Here is a 19,045-nt window from a genome sequence, read left to right on the forward strand (position 1 = left end):
ATATAAGAAATCAAAAATCCTTTTAGCAGGCTTGGCCGTCCTATATGGGATATAGCAAAGTCTAAACCTTATCGAATGGTCAATAAGCATTATTTTAGCGTTGCTATTGACCGTTTGAGTTTCTGACGTTTTTTAATAAAATTTCTTATTAATCTACTATGTTGTTTTCAAAATAAATATAAATAAACATTCCGATCGATCCATCCATTACTTGCTACCAATAAGGCGAACACTTTATTTCTTCAGCGAGAAAGTCAATAAATTTTCTTTGTAGTGGTGTCACCTGCTTTCGATTGGCATAAACCACATAAACACCCAAGGTTTTGGGTTTCCATTCAGGCAATAACTCAATAAGTTGTCCAGATGCAATCAAAGACTTGACTGCGCCAGATGGTTGTAAACTAATCCCATGTCCACGCAACGTGGCAGAGAGCAAGACTTCAGAGATATTGGCGCTGATATTGCCAGAGATAGGAACAGATTCTAAACCATTTGGCCCGTCAAACACCCATGCAGACCGTCCAAAATACGCAAACGATAGACAGTTGTGATGTACAAGCGACTGTACATCTGTAGGTCTGCCACGCCGTTGTAAATACTCAGGTGCAGCGCATACGATAGAGTGGCACTCACCGATACGTCTGGCAACGACATTTGGCTCCAAGTCATTGGTGATACGAATCGCCAAGTCAATACGGGCATCAACTAAATTGACCGAATCATCAGTGGTAAGAATATCAATTGCTGTTCGGGGCCAGTGAGAAACAAAGCGACCAACCACATCCATCAAAAGGCTATCAATCAGCGAAAAGCTGGCAGTGATTCGCAGCTGACCTTTTAGCTCCAAAGTATTTTGATTGCGTATCTGATCCAACGAGTCAGTCAATTCAAGCAACTGGTACGCCACCTCAAGAGTCTGCTCACCAGGTGCAGTGAGGCTCAGACTTCGAGTAGTGCGATGTAATAAGCGCATATCCATCCAGCTCTCAAGCTCTGTCAGATAGCGCGTTACCTTAGCTCTAGACATGTCTAAATTGTCCGCGGCACGGCTCAAGCTACCTTGCTCGACGATCGTAATAAACACCTGCAACGCGGTCAGCCTATCCATCTCTACATCCTTATTTGCGCGAAAACTGAAACAGTAAATGCCGAATTATAGCGTATTTAAACGAAATACAATCGAATAGAATAGCCACTAACAACGAATACCGCTATTAACGCGGTCTATTTACTCAAACGAAAATATAGGTGAACTATGAAAAAATTAATGACAGCTTCTATGGCGGCCAGTGTGCTACTGCTCGCAACCCAAGTAAACGCAGCCGATCTACAACTGCAAGCATATAAACCTGATCAAAATGCTATTTTCCCAGTGACCTCTGTGCTGGCAAGTGGCGAGAAAGATGCTATTTTGTTCGATGCACAGTTTAGTGTTAAAGATGGTGAAGCATTGGTTGATATGATCAAAAAAAGTAATAAAGACCTAAAAATGATTTATATCACGGCAGGCGATCCAGATTATTATTTCGGTCTTCAGCCTTTAGTCAAAGCCTTCCCTAATGTGAAGGTTATGTCTAGCCCTTCGATTATTGAACACATTGAGACGACTAAAGATGCAAAATTAAAGCATTGGGGTCCAATCCTTGGCAAGCATGCGCCTACCAAGATCACAGTACCGCAAACCCTTGATCAGTCTACACTGACCCTAGAAGGTCACAAAATTGAAATCAAAGAGATGGGAACCCATCAAGCATACATGTGGGTACCAGAGTCAAAAACTGTGTTCGGCGGTGTGTCGGTAACATCAGGTATGCATGTGTGGACTGCTGATACCCAAACTAAAGAAGCTCGTAGCGAGTGGATGCAATCGTTAGAACAAATGAAGCAATTAGAGCCAAACCTTGTGATACCAGGTCACTATTCGGGCAACCTACTCAAAAAAGACTATGCTGTTGATTTCACTCTCAGTTATCTAAAAACCTTTGAGCAAGCACTGGATGAGGCAAAAAAGCAAGACTCTAAACAGTCAGAAAAAGTGATTTCTACTATGGAAGCAGCTTATCCCGCGTTATCTGGGGATACTAATTTACAAATAGGCAGTAAAGTAAATACAGGTGAAATGAAGTGGTAAATACGGACTATTAGATAAAAATATCATTATTTGATAAGTCTGTTAGCAAAATACGAGTGTCAAAGTGCTGGCGTATGAATGATTGGTCAATCAGCATACGCCAGTACTTTTGATGATCTCAGTCTCTCAAAGCATCTTCAATAAAGCTCAAACGGTCTTGACCAAAAAACATCTCACCTTTTACAAAGAAGCTTGGTGCCCCAAATACGCCTCGTGCTACTGCTTCTTCGGTACTAGATTTTAAACGCGTCTTAACCTCAGGCTCACTAATACGCGCCATAAAATCAGTCACATCAATGCCTACTTTCGACAAAACCTCAGCCACGACTTCTGGTGATTCCATATTTAACTTTTCAGCCCATAGCCCATTAAAGACAGCGGATAAATAACTCTCAAATTTGGGTGTCCCCAAATAAGCGGTAACACCGCGCATAAGCTGCATCGTATTGACTGGGAAAAATGGATTGAAGCGAAAAGGTACGTCATAGATGGCTGAAAAACGCTTAAGGTCTTTGAGCATATAAGCGCCTTTAGCAGGTACGGCAGCTGGTGAGGTATTACCAACGGCTTGAAACACTGCGCCAAGTAACATAGGTCGCCAAACGACCTCGGCATTGTGGCGCTGCGCGATACTCGCTAATTGAGTCCATGCCAAGTAACTGGCTGGGCTACCCACATCAAAGAAAAACTCTACTTGTTTACTCATCTTGGCATTCCTTGCAATAGATTAAAAGTCCATTAAAATTTTGATGGTTATTAACCAGATAGGATTAAAAAGTTTCCATCCATGGGCGTAAATCCAGCTCATGTGTCCAGCTATCTCTTGGCTGACAATGCAACTGCCAATACTGCTCAGCGATATGTTCTGGATTTAAAATACCGTCTTGGTCTTTCAGCTCATAGCGCTCAGGAAAGTTGTCACGAATAAAGTCAGTATCAATAGCACCGTCAATGATAGGGTGTGCGACATGGATGCCTTTAGGTCCCAACTCGCGCGCCATGCTTTGTGCCAGAGCCCGTAGAGCAAACTTAGCACTAGCAAAAGCTGAAAAACCCTTACTACCGCGTAAAGACGCTGTTGCACCCGTAAAAATAATTGTGCCTTTCTCACGTGGAATCATGACTTTTGCTGCTTCTCTACCTGTCAAAAATCCAGCCAAGGCACCCATCTCCCACACTTTTCGATAGACCCTCTCTGTCGTATCTAAGATAGAGAAATGAACGTTTGCCCCGATGTTAAACACTACTACTTCAATCGGCCCAATGTCTTTTTCAATATGAGCAAACAGCTCAACCATCTCTTGCTCGATACGCGCATCACAACCAAATGGCTTGACTACTCCTCCAGCCGCTTCGATATCACTGACTAATGCCTCTAGCTTCTCAACAGTCCTTCTGGTCACGCACAAAGTAAAACCTTCGCGCGCGAAACGTTTGGCAACAGCACTGCCAGTGGCATCGCCTGCGCCGATTACAACTGCTACGGGTGCTTTGTTCATGTCTATTTCCTTACAGGTTCCTTTTTAGAACTAACAAAAACATAGCTTTATTTTTGGACCCTGTCAAGCTAACCTATAGCTTAAAGATAAAGGAGATAACCTATGCGCTGGGATGAACTGGACAAACAGTCTTGCTCAGTGGCTCGCACTTTAGCAGTCATTGGTGATCGTTGGACGCTCATGATTTTACGTGATTGTTTTTTGGGAGTCAGACGATTCGACGTATTTGAGCAACGCTTAGGCATTACACGTCATGTCCTATCTAACCGTCTTCGTAAATTGGTTGAATACGATATTTTAAAAAGAGTCGCCTATCAGCAGCGGCCGCTACGTGAGGAATATAGACTGACCGAGTGTGGATTAGATTTGCACTCTGTCGTACTGGCATTGGTCAGTTGGGGTGATAAACACATGGCTGATGAACGCGGGGCACCGCTGTTGCATAGACACAAGGCATGCGGTCACATTATGCATCCTGTGACAGTGTGCTCCGAGTGCGCCGAAGCCGTTACCGCACGTGATATTAAGGTTGAGATAGGACCCAAATGGATCGGTAATGATGAAGTGAGTATTTAATATAGTAGCGGTTTATGAATCACTGGAGCTAGATATCAGAACACTTTATCTAAAAAAATTAACCTTTTACGGTTGTACTGTGCTTCAGCCTAAAGTGTTCCGAAACCTTGTTAACTTTTAATCTAAATGGCGTTATGCAGACCAGCCTTCTAATACAATCTTGCCATGCGCTTGCTGTTTTTCTAGCATTTGGTGCGCACTGCGTAGATGTTCAGCGGTGATAGTCCCAAAATTGTGAGCAACCGTGGTTTTGATCTCGCCTGCATCAATCAATTTTGCCACTGCATTTAATAAATGATGTTGTTCAATCATGTCTGGCGTATTGAACATTGAGCGTGCAAACATAAATTCCCAATGCAGGCTTAAGCTTTTGGTTTTAAGAGGGTTGGCATCTAGTGATTTTGGATCATCAATCAGTCCAAGCTTACCCTGCGGCTTTAAGCATTTAATGATTTCTTCATAATGATCTTCAGTATTATTGAGACTCACCACGTAGTCTACTTCAGCAATACCTGTTTTTTGCAGTTCATCAGACAATGGGTTGCGGTGATTGATGACATAATCAGCACCCAAATCTTTGAGCCACTGCACGCTCTCATCTCTCGAAGCCGTACCAATAATCGTGGCCGACGTTCTTGTTTTTAATAACTGAGTTAAGATAGATCCAACACCGCCCGCTGCGCCAATGACCAATACTGAGACGTTATTAGCATTCTCGCTACTACCGCTGACATTCGCTTTGCTATCAGAGACAGGCACTTGTAAACGGTCAAATAACATCTCCCAAGCTGTAATCGTCGTGAGTGGTAATGCCGCTGCCTCAGCGAAAGACAAAGAGGCTGGCATGTGTCCAACGATACGCTCATCGACCAACTGATATTCAGCATTGCTGCCTGAACGGGTCAAATCTCCAGCATAATAGACGTTGTCGCCTACTGAGAATAAGCTGACGTCTTCACCGACAGCCGTCACAGTACCAGCAGCATCCCAACCAATAACAGCATACTCACCCTCTGCGGCAGGTCGCCCTTCACGGATTTTATAATCTACTGGATTGACTGATATGGCTTTCACTTCCACGAGAATATCGCGGCCTGAAGCAATTGGCTTATCAAGGGTGATGTCTTGTAGCGATTGTTCATTATCGATAGGTAGATTGTTTTGATAACCAATGGCTTTGATAGTTTGCATAATACTGTGTCCTGTTTTTAATGAAAAAGTTTTTAATAATGAAATTTGAAAATGTAGTTAGTAATGGTTTAATTGTTCGAAATTCATTAATACTGCTAAATGTAAGTTTTAGGCATCTTATGCAAAAATTGACTGCAATACTGTCTGAGTCTGCTGCTCAAGCTCTGCAATGGCTGCTTGGTTTAGAGCATCAGCATGTGGTCGACCAAACGCCCCTCTTGCATCGCCATGTGCGCCATCTGTTATATCGTTATCAAAGTATTTACCAGTATCGTTAGCGAACTCATCTGAGATGGCCAATGCAGCTAGGATATTTGCGCCCTTGTCTGCTGATGACCAATATTGACCATACGCCTCATCGACCATTTTTGTGTTCAGTAGCGAGCCTGGATTGACGGCGATGACATTGATATCGTTGCTAGCGACGGTGTCAGCTAATGCCATACTCCACATCGTGAGTGCCAGCTTACTTTGGGCATAAGCATTCTTATCATCGAGGCGGGTCTGGCCTGCAAGTGCTTGATAAGATATTGACGCTTGCGCAGCTGAGCTTAAGTTCACGATACGCGCTTTATCAGACTGCTTGAGCAAAGGTAATAAAGCATTGGTCAGCTCATAAGGCGCTAGGTAATTGACTACGAAACGTACATCCAAACCGTCTTTAGTCAATGCTGATGCCGTGGTATAAACCCCTGCGTTATTTATGAGCACATCAAGCTTTGGCAGTTTTTCATTGACGTCTGCTGCCATCTTTAGCACATCCGTTAGATCAGAAAAATCAGCCACAAACCCATCAATATTATCTACTGCTGCGCCTGTCGCGACTGCTTGAACTTCTGCAATGACGCTAGCAAGTTTGTCAGCATCGCGGCCATGCAAGTACACTTGGTGCCCAGCTTCTGCCAGTTTTAGCGCTGCCAATTTGCCAATGCCATCTGTGCTGCCAGTAATTAAAATTGTTTTAGTGGTATTCAGAGTCATAAACCGCCCTTATTGTTTGAATTATTGTTTCAGTTTTGGATACCTGTTCTATTTTATCCGTCGTGATAGCGCTCATTGTAATGAAAGTGTTGTGGGTTAAACAGTAGCCATCACCTAAAACACTTTCAATATAATTTTGAAAGCGAGTTATATTTAAGGGGTTATGTAGAGCATTATCTAAACAATTTCAAGTTATACTTAAGTTCAAACTTCATGAGGAATGTTCAATGCAGTATCCCATAGCAATTACACCAAGTAATGAAACAACAGCTTATGGCATATTTATCCCAGACATAATGGGTTGCTATTCAGCCAGCGATGAACGTGCAGATATCTTTAATAATGCTAAAGAAGCGATTATGCTCCATCTAAAAGGATTAATAGAAGATGGCGAAGCCATTCCTCTACCTACCGATAATACTAGACATAAAGATAATTTAGATTTTGAAGGAATGGATTGGGCAATAGTAGATATTCAGATACATGAGCTATATGAATGACATCAAAGAATCGCTCATGCCTGTCAGATATAATAAATGAACTAAAAAAATTCATATAACAAAACGGACAAGTAATATAATCATGAAAAAAATGAAAAGATAATGAATAGAAAACTGCATTATCAATCTTATTTTAAGTCACGCTATGCAAGTTGGTGTTCGAATGACGTCCAATTCTCAATATAGGTTGACTGGCAAATAAGACAATCACACCAACTAATGAAAACATACCAAAGGCGTAGAATGCAGTAGCAGCACCATACCGATCCACAATCAAACCAGTAAAGATGACGGGTACACTAAGCCCTATATATGCCATCATAAAATAGCCTGCACTTGCACGTGCCTGCTCATTTCCAGCAGATTTTGCGACTCCTAGCATACCTCCTAAATAGACAAAGCCATAGCAACTAGTACTGGCCAAAAATGCCGCCAAAAGAATGACTGGTAGATTGGCGTTCAATGTCCCCCAAGCCAATAAAGCATATGCTGGTAGTAAGATTAAAAGACCTAGCTTACTTGAAACTTGAGGGTCAAGTTTTCGGGCGATTGGCTGAACGATCAATCCACAACTGATGGCTAACATAGAGGATATCCCTGCATATTTAGCGAGTCCATGCGTGGCCAGCACTGAGGGAATAACTGACAACACCAATCCGGTCGTTGCCCAACAAATCAAAATACCGCTGCCATACCAGATGACTTCACGATTAAAATAAGGTAGCCGTAGCATAGATGTGGGCAACTTAGTGCGTTTAGGTGCTGTCTCTGGTAATTGATATAACAAAAACATAGCGAATATCCCGCTCGCTATCAGTAAGAAAAAACTGGCTGGCTGATCGGTTTCATAAAACATCAAAGAAACTGTCGTCAATACAGGACCAAGACCAAAACCTATCGTCGTACTGGCCGTCACCCACGCTGTCGCACGCATTGTATCTGATGAGCCAAGCAGCTCAATCATATAGGCGGTCGCAGTCGCTGCCATCAGCGCGGTTCCCACGCCAAGTATAAATCGCGCTACTGCTAATGCTCGCGTGTACGGATAAAACAACATGAGAGCCGTCGCTGTTATTGATAACGCTAAAGCTATTAAAATTGTCTTGCGCCGTCCGATGCGATCAGACAATCCGCCAAAAGCCAACAATACAGGTATGACACCCAATACATAAAAGGAAAACGCTATCGTGGTTGCTAGTACACCATAGCCATCATTGTGTGCATAAACGGCATAAAGCGGCCCTTGGATATTGACGCTTGTCGTTATTACGCATAAGGCAAAGGCCAGATATTTATTATATTTTTTAGTGGTCATATATTGCTACTTTTTGAAGAATTACCATTGAATTGACTGAGGTTGGTGTGATGCATGTAAGAGTCTTACATTCACCTCTACATCGTTTACGTTTAATAATTAAAACAAAAGTACAGTAGGTTATCTATATACACTACAGTACAATTAGACAGAACTGTTTGGTCTATAAAACCCATACAGTTGGGATATCCTACCCATATATCGTCATAGCTGTAACCTTGAGATAAGACCTTTATAAAAGCCGCCTTACCAAAAATTGTAAAAAATATGAATAAGAAGCTAACACGCATCGAAGTTGTCATGGCTGACGTAAAAGAAAAAATAGCGACTGTTATCTACATGCCAGAGTCGCGACTACCCTCCGTCCGTGCCGCTGCCAAAGATTATGGGTTCTCACCTTCTACGGTGGTTGAAGCCTATGAACGCCTGCAAACTGAGGGGGTTATCTACGCTCGTCCTGGTGCAGGGTTTTATGTGGCAGAGACGACAGCGCCGCTATCATTGACAGATATAGCACCAAAAATTGATCGAGTGGTAGATCCATTGTGGGTATCGCGGCAATCGCTGGAGCCGCCCGATGGTGCATTAAAGCCAGGCTGTGGGTGGTTGCCAGCGGACTGGCTGTTTGAAGCAGGTATGCGCCGTGGTCTGCGAAATGTGGCCAAGGCTGATGCGTCTATTATCAGTGAGTATGCAACGCCGCTAGGACTGTTAGCATTGCGTCAACTACTCACGCGGCGTATGGCAGGATTGAGTATCAATGCAGAACCGTCACAGGTCATATTGACGGATTCAGGCACTCAGGCGATAGATTTGATTTTTCGATTTTTACTGACACCAGGTGATACAGTTGTCGTCGATGATCCTTGTTATTTTAACTTTCGAGCACAGCTGCTTGCCCATCGAGTCAAAGTGGTTGGTGTCCCTTATACGCCCAATGGTCCAGATGTAGAGGCCTTTGCAGCGATTTTAGATGAGCATAAGCCGCGCCTGTACATCACCAATGCTGCCATTCATAATCCTACGGGCGCAACGTTATCACCTGCTACGGCATACCGTGTATTACAATTGGCTCAGACTACTGGCTTGTACATCATCGAAGACGATATTTTTGCGGACTTTGAAGTCAAGCCTGCGGCGAGATTGGCGGCTTTGGATGGGTTATCACGCGTATTCTATATCGGCAGTTTTTCTAAAACGTTATCCGCATCCCTACGCTGTGGTTATATTGCAGCGCCTATAGAATGGGTTGAGAGTTTAGTAGATTTAAAGATAGCGACTGGCTTTGGTGGCAGTCAATTAGCAGCGGCGGTTGTGTTCTCAGCGTTGACTGATAGCGGCTACCGTAAGCATATGAATGATATCCATACTCGGCTGGCAAGCGCGCGTACTCATACACTACCACGATTGGCTAAATTAGGCATCGTACCGTGGCTGCTCCCACAAGCAGGTATGTTCCTATGGTGTCGATTACCTGAAAATAATAATGCGACCGAATTGGCCAATCGCTGTTTATCCAAAGGTGTGGTATTGGCGCCGGGCAACGTTTTTAGCCAATCGGACAATGCTGAGAACTTTATGCGGTTCAATGTGGCACAGATGAGTCATTCAAAAGTTTTCGAGGTATTGGCTCAATCGTTAGACTGACCAATCAGAGATTTATATAGTCATTCCACTATAAAAGTATTACAGCGTTAACCTCGCTTGAAGTATCACATGTACATCTATACTCGGTTGCCTTGTACTACTTTTAAGTTGAATCGACTATAGTGCTAGCAACTTCTTATTATATAGTGACCTTTCGACTATAATTCTAAGCCTAAATATCAGCCAAACATAAGCTGAACACAATTAAATCTAACCATTCCCCAAAACGGATAACAACTCTCTAGGATAGCTCATATGTCCCCTATATATACTGCATTGGCTGTACTGGTTACCTTTATCTGGGGCGTGAATTTTACTTTTATTGCGTGGGGTCTTGAGAGCTTTCCACCATTGATGCTTACCGCCCTGCGTTTTTTCTTTACTGCTGTGCCTCTGGTTTTATTTCTAAAGCCGCCTAAATTCAACCGTACCTTGTTTATTTATGCCATCGGTACATTTGTCATGCAGTACGCCTTTGTCTTTACAGCGATGCATCTGGGTTCATCCCCGGGGCTGACGGCACTACTGCTACAAATTCAGATTTTTATCACGGTATTGCTAGCATACTTTATATTGGGTGAAGCCGTCAGCCGTATGCAAATCGTCGGTATGTTGGTCGGTATATTGGGTCTGATCGTCATTGCGCTAAACCTTGGTGGTGATATGCCTTTGGCTGGGTTTGTCTGTATTTTGATTGCAGCCATCGGTTGGAGCTTTGGTAATATTGCATCCAAGCAAGCCTCAAAGCAGGCCTCACAACAGTCTTCAAAGCAAACAACAGCGCAAGCGGCCTTAGCATTAGCACCTAAGAAAACAGACTTATCTGCCGTTTCGCCTAATGCTCGTACAAACAAAGCATCTGCTTTGTCTGCGCTAGCACTAGTCGTCTGGGGTGGCTTGATTGCTTGCGTAATTTTAATGATATCTTCTCTTATCTTTGAGACTGAGGCATGGCAGCTGGCAACGTTTACTCATGCCTCGCTAAAATCTTGGCTGTCACTTGGGTTTATCGTCTATATCTCAACTCTGATTGGCTTTGGCCTTTGGGCACACTTACTCAGTCAAAACACCGCCTCTAAAGTCATGCCATTTGCGCTATTGGTGCCCGTATTTGGCATGGCAACCTCAGTACTGTTTACAGGAGAAATAGTGACTTGGTGGAAAATGCTGGCCATGATGTTGATTTTGTCAGGACTGTTATTGGCGAATGTGAAAATTAAAATGCAAAAAAGCTGCTAACGATGACCACTAAAACACTCGGCCATCATTAGCAGCTTTTTATTTTCTGCAGCTTTCTTTCTATAGTTATCGTAAATCATCCACGACAGCTAGCATGGCTATCAGTGATGCCTCTCCTAATTTGATAGAACGCTCTGGTGACCAGCCCATCTCCGCATCAGGCAGATTATCATTGTCTTTAAATGGCATCTCTAACGTATTGGCGAGGCAATCAAAACGCTCTGCTACCCAATTGGTGGCAACGGTCATATTGGCGGTACTTGGGGCATCAATCTCATAGCCAACTTCAGACTGAAAATCAGCACTGGCTAACTTTAATACCTCTGAAAATCGATCGCGTAGACCAGCGAGACGGTCACTATAGCTTGGCGTCCCTTGAGAGCCAGCAAGGAATACATACGGCAATGCTTCATCGCCATGTACATCATAAAACAGGTCTACGCCTGTCGCCTCCATCTTATTAATCACATGGAACACTTCAGGACTTTTATCTAAACTTGGACTTTGCCATTCACGGTTTAGGTTGGTCCCAACAGCGTTAGTACGCAAGTGTCCACGTACACTACCATCAGGGTTCATGTTAGGAACAATATGAAAGTTTGCCTTGTCTAACAACTGTTTGCCAGTCGCATTATCACTGTCTAACAAGCTATATAATAATCCCTCGATTAGCCATTCAGCCATCGTTTCACCTGGATGCTGACGGGCAGTAATCCATATGTTGCGTTTGTGGGCAGCACCATCACCGATTTTGACCAAGGTTAAGTCGCGCTTATCGAGCGTTTCCCCTAAATGCTCTAACGTCACTAATGGATGCACTTGCACAGCGGCTAGTAAATCTTGATGACGCTCATAGCTATAAGGGGCAAAATAAGCAATTTGGATGGTGTCACATTCTAACTCTGCCTCGATGGTCAATTTGCCATCTGTATAAGACGTTGGCAAACGGAACCAATGCTGACGATCGTAAGAAGCAATCGCTTGGTAGTCCTCCCACCCTTCTAAATAAGACGCTTCGCCTGCATTCATAATGTTGAGAACATACTGCTCCCCTACCTGTCCTGATAGGCGAAAGTTAAACCACTGAAAAAACTCGCCGCCAACATCGGGACGAATCGCCAGTTGAATATTCTTTTTATCTTCTATGTTAAGTACTTCAATATTACCTGCGTCAAAATTGGCCGTGATATGCATAGTCGCTTCCTAATTGTCTTTTATGGTTGATTAATTTTTATGATTGATTGTTATGATACTGTTTTAAACGCTATGTTCGTTATAGACTTACCCTTTTCTATCGATTGCTCTTTGATAATATCTACTTCTATTTAGCACGCTAGACATACATTTACTTGGTCGTCACAAGCTCGTTTTCAAGGCAATCATCTACCAAATTTATTTAGATTGAATATCTATCATTGACGACTAAAGATTAAACTTCCGCCAATAACTCGACAGCCACTTGAAAGTGATAATCGTCTTTTATAGTAATACTGACATGTCCGTTATGTGCCCCAACGATAGCCTGAACAATGGATAACCCCAACCCTGTACCTGAGTGCTTACTACTGGTCTTATCATGTCGATAAAAACGCTCAAACAGTTTATCCGCCTCACTTTGTGCCAATGGCTCTTCTAATTGGTTAGTGATGGTCATTCGTAGAATGGCTTGTTTTGATTGTTGAAGACTGGTTATCGTTGTGTCCACTATCTCATCTGAGTTTATTCTATCTGCAGTAATGGTTATAACGCTACCTTTAGCAGCATAATAAATCGCATTCGATATCAAGTTAGCAAAGAGCCTTTGTAATAAACTTTTGTCTCCTAAGACAGCGCTAAACTCACCTTTGGTTTCAATAGCGATACCTCGGTCTTCTGCAATCATTTCGTAGTAATCAACGAGCTTGGTGATTAAATTGTCCGTATCCACGTGACTGATTTGCGAGTCACTCAATCCTTTTTGGGTTTTTGCCAGCAGCAGCATATTATTTATCATGGCCGACAGCTGCTCTAACGTGTCATGCTGATGATGTAGCTGCTCAATGTATTCATCGCCCGCTCTTGGTTTGTTTAACATGACTTGCGTTTGCGTGCTGAGTGTCGCTATTGGAGTGCGCAGCTCATGGGCGATATTGTCTGAAAACCGTGACAATGATTCAAAATTACTTTCAAGCTTGGCCATCATTGAGTTGTAAGATTCTGCTAATGGTCGCAGCTCTAACGGCATATCACTGACTGTGACTCTATCATCCAATCTGTCAGGATTCATTCTTTTCATTTTTTGAACGATGGTCGCCAAAGGTGCAAAACCCCAGTACACACCCAACGCCGCTACTGAGACGAGCAACAAGGTAATCGCGAACAAAATCATACTAAGCTGACGATTGAACTGTAATAAATACTGATGATGCACATCTATAGGCAATGCGATAAGCGCGAGTATTTTGTCGTCTTCAATGACCATTGCTCGATAGTATCGGCTGTTGATATTCATCACAAACTGTTGCTTATCATTATCTTGTTTCAATGATGACAGATTAAACCCCTCCCCTAGCTCTTGAGCAAAGTTATTGGGTGTACTAGACAGTATCCGCCCTTCTTTATTAGCGATAATGGTTTTTAGATCGTAATCTAGCCAAGAAGAATGCTGATGATCAGCTTCATCTGATATCGCTGCGGTAGAAGTATTTCCATCAAGCTTTATGTCAGGTCCCGCTCTTAGCGGCTGTTGACTATTCAATGGATTTTGAGAGCTAGGTAGGGTTTGAGAAGTTATAGGGCTACTAGGTTCTATCACTCGCTTACGTAGGTTAAAAGCCGCATGGGTCATAATCTCAGCGTCCATTTGCTCGAAATGGCCTTTAACAGAACGTTGTATCCATATATAAATAATAACCTGCGATATAACAACAAATATCGTGAGCAGCAACACAGTACGCCATAAGAGTGGCAAGCGCCGATTATCAACCCTATATTTCATATTAGACATTGCCAGCTTCGTGAGATGGTTTGCTATCAAGCGCTGTATCGACAGCTTCTAACCGATAGCCCATCCCGCGCACTGTATGAATCAGCTTTTCTTCATGATCATCGTCTATTTTTATACGAAGACGCCTTATCGCCACATCAATCACATTGGTATCATTTTCAAAGTTCATGTCCCATACTTGAGAGGCGATGATTGAGCGTGGAAGCACTTCACCGCGGCGCTCTAATAAAAACTGTAGTAAGGAAAACTCTTTTGCCGTGAGCTTAATAGGCTTATCTCCTCTATGCACCGTACGCTTGGCAATGTCCATCTTGAGATCCGCTATTTGCATAATCGTACTTTGATAGTCGGCTTGATTGGCACGTCGTAATAAGCTTTTCATCCTGACGATCAATTCTGCAAAGGCGAAAGGTTTGGTCAAATAATCATCACCACCAATCTCAATCCCCTTTATCTTGTCACTCAAATCATCTTTTGCGGTTAGAAATAACACGGGCGTATGTTTGCCAGCCGCTCGGTAATTACGCACTAGCTCAAAACCACTAACATCAGGTAGCATCACATCCATCAATATCACGCTAAATTCTTCCGTCATCAATGCATGGTAGCCATCTAATCCTGTTAACTGATGATCCACGATAAACCCAGCCTCGGTTAAGCCCTTTTTTATATACTCGCCAAGCTTCAATTCATCTTCTACCAGCAGTACTTTCATTGTAATTCCTCAATACGGTCATGATTGTTTAACGTTCTAACCAGCACAGGTGACAACATTGACTGGTAGCTGACAAAGATGTCATGTGCTCGTAATCAGACTGTCAGTTTTATTTTGCTAATCTATATAAACGGTACATAGGTGCTCGTTTCAATACTTAGCTACGATGAATTATTTTTATCGGTAATCAATGTAAACAACTTACAAAAGAGGTTTTATATGAAAATTCATGGTTCATTTAAAAAAGTATTACTGCTATCAGTCTCGGTACTTATCGGTACTACCACTGCCAATGCGCATACGACGGATCTAAGCACTTCAATCATCAACAACTGCGACGCTGTGACTGAGTTTGCAAAAAACTTGGATCATAACGATGCTCAGCTCTCAAATTCACAAATGAAAAGCTATATCGATGCGAGAGTGGCTTGTGAGATTGAACACAAAGATCAACATCTACAGTCTGAAAAATACTTTATCAATAAATATGGTAGCGATAAGTAACATCAGCTCTGATGTCATACTAAAGGATTACTGACAACATTAAAAACCATAAATAGTAAGATGACAGAATTGTAATCTTACCGTCATCTCTCTGTCAGAATCACTAAAGTATGCTTTAAAGTAACTTAATATCTTAAAGTCTTTTCGAATACATACCAAATCAAATAAGGATTTACTATGTCACTATTCAAACCAATGCCACTGTCTAAATCAATCGTAGCAGCTGCTATAGCCTTAGTCATTTCAACGTCAGCCTTGGCACACGACCCAAAAATGCATGCTGAAAAAGACCAAATGAACTGTGAGAAAATGCAAAAGCATATGCAGATGATGCAAAAAATGGATCATAGCAAAATGGATATGAATGATCCTGCTATGAAAGCCATGATGGCTAACATGAGCAAAATGAAAGCGATGTACCAAAAGCACTGTGTAAGCAGCGATAGCGATTCGTAAGTATCAATTCATAAGTTCAATACTATTGTCAGAGAAGCTGATCAAGCAGTAATGGGATATTAAAGAAAATGGATTTTTAGGACAAACCTATGAAGTTTTTGTTAGGAATACTTTTTACTGTCTTTGTCGCTATTGTGGGTATTTTTATTACGGTGACTAGTGGCATGATAAATATCGGTGCTGATCGAGCTCATAGTCCGCTGGTTTACGATTTTTTAGAAACTGCCCGCACACGCTCAATTGAGCATGCCAGCAAGAATATTTTGGTTCCTAATTTAAAAAAGGCAGAGATGATTAGCTCAGGCGGTGCAGACTACAAAGATATGTGCGCAGGCTGCCATTTGTCTCCTGGTGTCACAAGTACCGATCTGAGCAGTGGTCTTTATCCAAAGCCTCCGAATTTCACTAACCCAAATATTGTTAAACGTTATCAGAGCGAGGCTGGTGCAAGACAAAGCTTTTGGGCCATCAAACACGGTATTATGGCTTCTGGCATGCCTACTTGGGGCGCTACTCACGATGATGACAGAATATGGGCGATGGTTGCTTTTATTAGATCGCTACCTAACTTAAATGAAAACCAGTACACCATGCTAACGACTCGGTTAGACGATAGTATGTTAGATATTTCATTTGATGGTGAGATGGATATGTCAGGTGATGAATCCGGAATGCAACATTAATGTTTCGTCAAAAATGCAGTGCTCAATAGTGCTGCTTTTTGCGATTTAAGTTTTAAGCTTTGCTAGCACTATTTTGTCCAATGATGTGGCTCTAATTTTTATAATATTTAATCGTCAGACAGACGCTCGGGAGTGGTTTTATGAGACGCTATACTAATAGATTTATTAATGAACATCATCTAATATCTGGCCGTGTGCTCTCGGCGATCGTGGTATTGCCATTATCGTTAACGATTGCCGCTTGTAGTCAACCTAATTCCGCTGCTGCTGACTCAACACTAGCGACTGAGCCAACTATTGCTACGCAAAACGTGCAAACTACGCACACGGAGCAACCAACAGCTGAAATAATGCCAGTCAGCGCTCCTTCAGATACCCAATCAACTATTTTGCAAAACGTCTCAGCCACCGTCTATAAAGATGCCAATTGTGGCTGCTGCAAAGAATGGGTCGGTTATGCCGAAGGCCATGGTCTAAACGCAACCGCACAGAATGTCGAAGACGTGTCCTTGTTTAAAGAGCGTTACAGCGTACCGCAGCAGATGCGCTCTTGCCATACCACTGTCACTACTGATGGCTACGTATTTGAAGGTCATGTCCCTGCTAAGTATATGGCGCAGTTTCTAAAAAGTCCGCCAAGTGATGCGATCGGTCTTGCTGTCCCAAGTATGCCAGTCGGTAGCCCAGGTATGGAATACCAAGATACATTCATGCCGTATAAAGTGATGCAGATTAATAAAGATGGCTCAATAGCTATTTATGCAACTATTGACTCACCACAGCAGCAGATATAGTTTGATTGACGTCTAAAATAGCCCACTCTATTTTGCAAATGAGCTGCCAAAGACATAGGCTTAGCTGATAAACATATAGACTCAACTCTCACTTTATGGATATAAATCAGGTGAATAATTATGAACAAAACTATGCTTAATCGCAGGCGTTTTTTGACAGGATCTTCTACCTTGTTAGGGGCATCCATGCTGTCCACCCTACCGTCTATTGCCAATAGTGCGCTCGGTAAAGGCCAGCAGAATGTAGCCGTCAACAGTGATAAAGCCGACCATATCGTACCTATCCTAACCGGTAATGAGTTTGACCTGTATGTCAGCAAGAAGCCTGTCACTGTCAATGGCAAGTCGAGTATGGCAACACTGATTAATGACTCGCTACCAGCACCAACGCTAAAGATGCAAGAAGGCGATACAGTAACCATTCGTGTTCATAATCAGATGGATGAGTCGACCTCTATTCATTGGCATGGTCTGCTCGTCCCATTTGAGATGGATGGGGTGCCAGGTATCAGTTTCGATGGTATTCCTGCAAATAGTACCTTTACCTATAAATTCAAACTTAAACAATCAGGCACCTATTGGTATCACTCACACAGTGGCTTTCAAGAGCAAACAGGAATGCTGGGTGCTATTGTCATTGAACCAAAAGGCCGTGAGCGTCATCCAGTCGCAGAAGACCATGTGATCGTGCTGAGTGATTGGACGCATCGCGATCCGCACAATCTCTTGAAGCTGCTCAAACAGCGCGCTGATTTTGATAATTATCATCTGCCAGACTTCAAAAAACTATTGTCTGATATTGCCGCAACAGATTTAGAAGCCGTTTACGACAAGCGCAAAATGTGGAATCAGATGCGCATGATGCCGACGGATTTTACTGATTTATCTGGCGAAAAGACCTTTACCTATCTAATGAATGGTAAAACCACAGCGGCTAATTGGACACAACTAGTAAAAGCAGGACAGCCCGTTAAATTACGCTTTATCAACGCTTCAGCGCAAACCATTTTTGATGTGCGTATACCGGGTCTCAAGATGACTGTGGTAGCAACAGATGGTATTGATGTCGCACCCGTTGCGATTGATGATTTCCGCATTGGGGTGGCTGAGACCTATGATGTCATCGTCACGCCTACTCAAGACGCACATACGATATTTGCCCAAAACATCGATCGTTCAGGCTATGTCGCGACCACGCTTGCGACCAAAAAAGGTGCGCGAGCTGCCATACCTGCTATGGACAAGATCGAATGGTTGACCATGGCCGATATGATGGGTGCGATGGGTGATAAAGGCTACAAAGCAAAACACGCCAAGACCGAGTATGACTTCAAATCTGATATGCGTGTCGACAGTCCACGTATGAACCTAGATGATCCCGGTATCAACCTGCGTAATATCAATCGTGACGTGCTGAATTATAGTCAGCTGCGCTCTGTCGATGAGGCCATATTTGCAGAGCAGCGCAAGCCTACCCGAGAGATCGAGCTACATTTAACGGGTAACATGGAGCGCTATATTTGGGCGTTGGATGGTGTCATGTTTAAGGATGCAACCCCTGTCAATATTAAGCCAAACGAGCGCGTGCGTATCACCTTAGTCAATGACACGATGATGAACCATCCGATGCATCTGCATGGTATGTGGAGTGACTTGCGCACGCCATCTGGAGACTTTCAAGTACGTAAACATACGATTGTGGTGCAGCCAGCGCAAAAGATTAGCTTCGATGTGACGGGAGAAGTTGGACGATGGGCATGGCACTGTCATCTGCTGTATCACATGGAAGCCGGTATGTTCAGAGAAGTTGCCGTCGTTTAACAAACCT

General features: G+C 42.9%; 19 protein-coding genes. 10 read left to right on the top strand and 9 right to left on the bottom strand.

Features of this window, described 5'->3' with window-relative positions; genetic code table 11:
- Positions 1-214: 214 nt before the first annotated feature.
- Complete coding sequence (locus JMX91_RS00335; RefSeq protein ID WP_201547124.1) at positions 215-1,108, bottom strand: LysR family transcriptional regulator; 894 nt, start codon at positions 1,106-1,108, stop codon at positions 215-217.
- Between the two features lie 147 nt (positions 1,109-1,255).
- Here JMX91_RS00335 and JMX91_RS00340 point away from each other — a divergent pair, with 147 nt between their 5' ends.
- Positions 1,256-2,131 (top strand): MBL fold metallo-hydrolase, encoded by an 876-nt coding sequence (locus tag JMX91_RS00340; RefSeq protein ID WP_201547126.1) that lies wholly within the window; start codon positions 1,256-1,258, stop codon positions 2,129-2,131.
- 118 nt (positions 2,132-2,249) lie between these two features.
- Here JMX91_RS00340 and JMX91_RS00345 read toward each other — a convergent pair whose 3' ends face one another.
- Entirely contained in the window at positions 2,250-2,837 is a 588-nt protein-coding gene (locus JMX91_RS00345) for a 2-hydroxychromene-2-carboxylate isomerase (protein WP_201547128.1), read from the bottom strand.
- A 64-nt stretch (positions 2,838-2,901) separates the two neighbouring features.
- Positions 2,902-3,630, bottom strand: coding sequence for an SDR family oxidoreductase (locus JMX91_RS00350; protein WP_201547130.1), 729 nt, complete (start codon positions 3,628-3,630; stop codon positions 2,902-2,904).
- A 102-nt stretch (positions 3,631-3,732) separates the two neighbouring features.
- Here JMX91_RS00350 and JMX91_RS00355 point away from each other — a divergent pair, with 102 nt between their 5' ends.
- Positions 3,733-4,206, top strand: coding sequence for a winged helix-turn-helix transcriptional regulator (locus JMX91_RS00355; protein ID WP_201547132.1), 474 nt, complete (start codon positions 3,733-3,735; stop codon positions 4,204-4,206).
- A gap of 132 nt (positions 4,207-4,338) precedes the next feature.
- On the opposite strand, the gene JMX91_RS00360 is transcribed toward JMX91_RS00355, so the two are convergent.
- A complete protein-coding gene (locus JMX91_RS00360) occupies positions 4,339-5,388 on the bottom strand; it encodes a zinc-binding alcohol dehydrogenase family protein (RefSeq protein WP_201547451.1) in 1,050 nt (349 codons plus the stop codon).
- A 126-nt stretch (positions 5,389-5,514) separates the two neighbouring features.
- Positions 5,515-6,378 carry an SDR family NAD(P)-dependent oxidoreductase gene (locus JMX91_RS00365; RefSeq protein ID WP_201547133.1) on the bottom strand — a complete coding sequence of 288 codons (864 nt, stop codon included), beginning with the start codon at positions 6,376-6,378 and terminating at the stop codon, positions 5,515-5,517.
- A gap of 227 nt (positions 6,379-6,605) precedes the next feature.
- On the opposite strand from JMX91_RS00365, the gene JMX91_RS00370 reads away from it, so the two are divergent.
- Complete coding sequence (locus tag JMX91_RS00370) at positions 6,606-6,878, top strand: type II toxin-antitoxin system HicB family antitoxin (protein ID WP_201547134.1); 273 nt, start codon at positions 6,606-6,608, stop codon at positions 6,876-6,878.
- Positions 6,879-7,011: 133 nt separating this feature from the next.
- Here the strand turns inward: JMX91_RS00370 and JMX91_RS00375 are convergent, their stop codons facing one another.
- Positions 7,012-8,193: an MFS transporter gene (locus JMX91_RS00375; RefSeq protein WP_201547135.1), complete on the bottom strand. Its 1,182-nt coding sequence runs from the start codon at positions 8,191-8,193 to the stop codon at positions 7,012-7,014.
- Between the two features lie 267 nt (positions 8,194-8,460).
- Here JMX91_RS00375 and JMX91_RS00380 point away from each other — a divergent pair, with 267 nt between their 5' ends.
- On the top strand, positions 8,461-9,840 hold the full coding sequence (locus tag JMX91_RS00380; RefSeq protein WP_201547136.1) for a PLP-dependent aminotransferase family protein: 1,380 nt from the start codon (positions 8,461-8,463) through the stop codon (positions 9,838-9,840).
- A gap of 255 nt (positions 9,841-10,095) precedes the next feature.
- On the top strand, positions 10,096-11,079 hold the full coding sequence (locus JMX91_RS00385; protein WP_201547137.1) for an EamA family transporter: 984 nt from the start codon (positions 10,096-10,098) through the stop codon (positions 11,077-11,079).
- 66 nt (positions 11,080-11,145) lie between these two features.
- Here JMX91_RS00385 and JMX91_RS00390 read toward each other — a convergent pair whose 3' ends face one another.
- From JMX91_RS00390 to JMX91_RS00400, 3 genes are all read right to left on the bottom strand, one after another.
- A complete protein-coding gene (locus JMX91_RS00390; RefSeq protein ID WP_201547138.1) occupies positions 11,146-12,273 on the bottom strand; it encodes a M14-type cytosolic carboxypeptidase in 1,128 nt (375 codons plus the stop codon).
- Positions 12,274-12,508: 235 nt separating this feature from the next.
- Positions 12,509-14,056 carry an ATP-binding protein gene (locus JMX91_RS00395; protein ID WP_201547139.1) on the bottom strand — a complete coding sequence of 516 codons (1,548 nt, stop codon included), beginning with the start codon at positions 14,054-14,056 and terminating at the stop codon, positions 12,509-12,511.
- A 1-nt stretch (position 14,057) separates the two neighbouring features.
- Positions 14,058-14,780, bottom strand: coding sequence for a heavy metal response regulator transcription factor (locus JMX91_RS00400; RefSeq protein ID WP_201547140.1), 723 nt, complete (start codon positions 14,778-14,780; stop codon positions 14,058-14,060).
- Positions 14,781-14,999: 219 nt separating this feature from the next.
- On the opposite strand from JMX91_RS00400, the gene JMX91_RS00405 reads away from it, so the two are divergent.
- The 5 genes from JMX91_RS00405 (at position 15,000) to JMX91_RS00425 (ending at position 19,038) form a co-directional block, all read left to right on the top strand.
- Positions 15,000-15,284 (top strand): hypothetical protein, encoded by a 285-nt coding sequence (locus JMX91_RS00405; protein WP_201547142.1) that lies wholly within the window; start codon positions 15,000-15,002, stop codon positions 15,282-15,284.
- Positions 15,285-15,461: 177 nt separating this feature from the next.
- The gene (locus tag JMX91_RS00410; RefSeq protein ID WP_201547144.1) at positions 15,462-15,740 is read left to right on the top strand and encodes a hypothetical protein; all 279 of its coding nucleotides are present in this window, start codon (positions 15,462-15,464) and stop codon (positions 15,738-15,740) included.
- An 89-nt stretch (positions 15,741-15,829) separates the two neighbouring features.
- Positions 15,830-16,423, top strand: a complete 594-nt coding sequence (locus JMX91_RS00415; RefSeq protein WP_201547146.1) for a c-type cytochrome — start codon at positions 15,830-15,832, stop codon at positions 16,421-16,423.
- A 140-nt stretch (positions 16,424-16,563) separates the two neighbouring features.
- Positions 16,564-17,217 carry a DUF411 domain-containing protein gene (locus JMX91_RS00420; protein WP_201547148.1) on the top strand — a complete coding sequence of 218 codons (654 nt, stop codon included), beginning with the start codon at positions 16,564-16,566 and terminating at the stop codon, positions 17,215-17,217.
- Between the two features lie 120 nt (positions 17,218-17,337).
- Complete coding sequence (locus JMX91_RS00425) at positions 17,338-19,038, top strand: copper resistance system multicopper oxidase (protein ID WP_320157573.1); 1,701 nt, start codon at positions 17,338-17,340, stop codon at positions 19,036-19,038.
- The last annotated feature ends 7 nt before the right edge of the window (positions 19,039-19,045 follow it).

This window comes from Psychrobacter sp. Pi2-1, from assembly GCF_904846645.1.
Classification (GTDB): Bacteria; Pseudomonadota; Gammaproteobacteria; order Pseudomonadales; family Moraxellaceae; genus Psychrobacter.

Bases quoted from the DNA above. Each gene is read 5' to 3' on its own strand.
- JMX91_RS00335 (WP_201547124.1), bottom strand. From the start codon at position 1,108: ATGGATAGGCTGACCGCGTTGCAGGTGTTTATTACGATCGTCGAGCAA.
- JMX91_RS00340 (WP_201547126.1), top strand. From the start codon at position 1,256: ATGAAAAAATTAATGACAGCTTCTATGGCGGCCAGTGTGCTACTGCTC.
- JMX91_RS00345 (WP_201547128.1), bottom strand. From the start codon at position 2,837: ATGAGTAAACAAGTAGAGTTTTTCTTTGATGTGGGTAGCCCAGCCAGT.
- JMX91_RS00350 (WP_201547130.1), bottom strand. From the start codon at position 3,630: ATGAACAAAGCACCCGTAGCAGTTGTAATCGGCGCAGGCGATGCCACT.
- JMX91_RS00355 (WP_201547132.1), top strand. From the start codon at position 3,733: ATGCGCTGGGATGAACTGGACAAACAGTCTTGCTCAGTGGCTCGCACT.
- JMX91_RS00365 (WP_201547133.1), bottom strand. From the start codon at position 6,378: ATGACTCTGAATACCACTAAAACAATTTTAATTACTGGCAGCACAGAT.
- JMX91_RS00370 (WP_201547134.1), top strand. From the start codon at position 6,606: ATGCAGTATCCCATAGCAATTACACCAAGTAATGAAACAACAGCTTAT.
- JMX91_RS00375 (WP_201547135.1), bottom strand. From the start codon at position 8,193: ATGACCACTAAAAAATATAATAAATATCTGGCCTTTGCCTTATGCGTA.
- JMX91_RS00380 (WP_201547136.1), top strand. From the start codon at position 8,461: ATGAATAAGAAGCTAACACGCATCGAAGTTGTCATGGCTGACGTAAAA.
- JMX91_RS00385 (WP_201547137.1), top strand. From the start codon at position 10,096: ATGTCCCCTATATATACTGCATTGGCTGTACTGGTTACCTTTATCTGG.
- JMX91_RS00390 (WP_201547138.1), bottom strand. From the start codon at position 12,273: ATGCATATCACGGCCAATTTTGACGCAGGTAATATTGAAGTACTTAAC.
- JMX91_RS00395 (WP_201547139.1), bottom strand. From the start codon at position 14,056: ATGAAATATAGGGTTGATAATCGGCGCTTGCCACTCTTATGGCGTACT.
- JMX91_RS00400 (WP_201547140.1), bottom strand. From the start codon at position 14,780: ATGAAAGTACTGCTGGTAGAAGATGAATTGAAGCTTGGCGAGTATATA.
- JMX91_RS00405 (WP_201547142.1), top strand. From the start codon at position 15,000: ATGAAAATTCATGGTTCATTTAAAAAAGTATTACTGCTATCAGTCTCG.
- JMX91_RS00410 (WP_201547144.1), top strand. From the start codon at position 15,462: ATGTCACTATTCAAACCAATGCCACTGTCTAAATCAATCGTAGCAGCT.
- JMX91_RS00415 (WP_201547146.1), top strand. From the start codon at position 15,830: ATGAAGTTTTTGTTAGGAATACTTTTTACTGTCTTTGTCGCTATTGTG.
- JMX91_RS00420 (WP_201547148.1), top strand. From the start codon at position 16,564: ATGAGACGCTATACTAATAGATTTATTAATGAACATCATCTAATATCT.
- JMX91_RS00425 (WP_320157573.1), top strand. From the start codon at position 17,338: ATGAACAAAACTATGCTTAATCGCAGGCGTTTTTTGACAGGATCTTCT.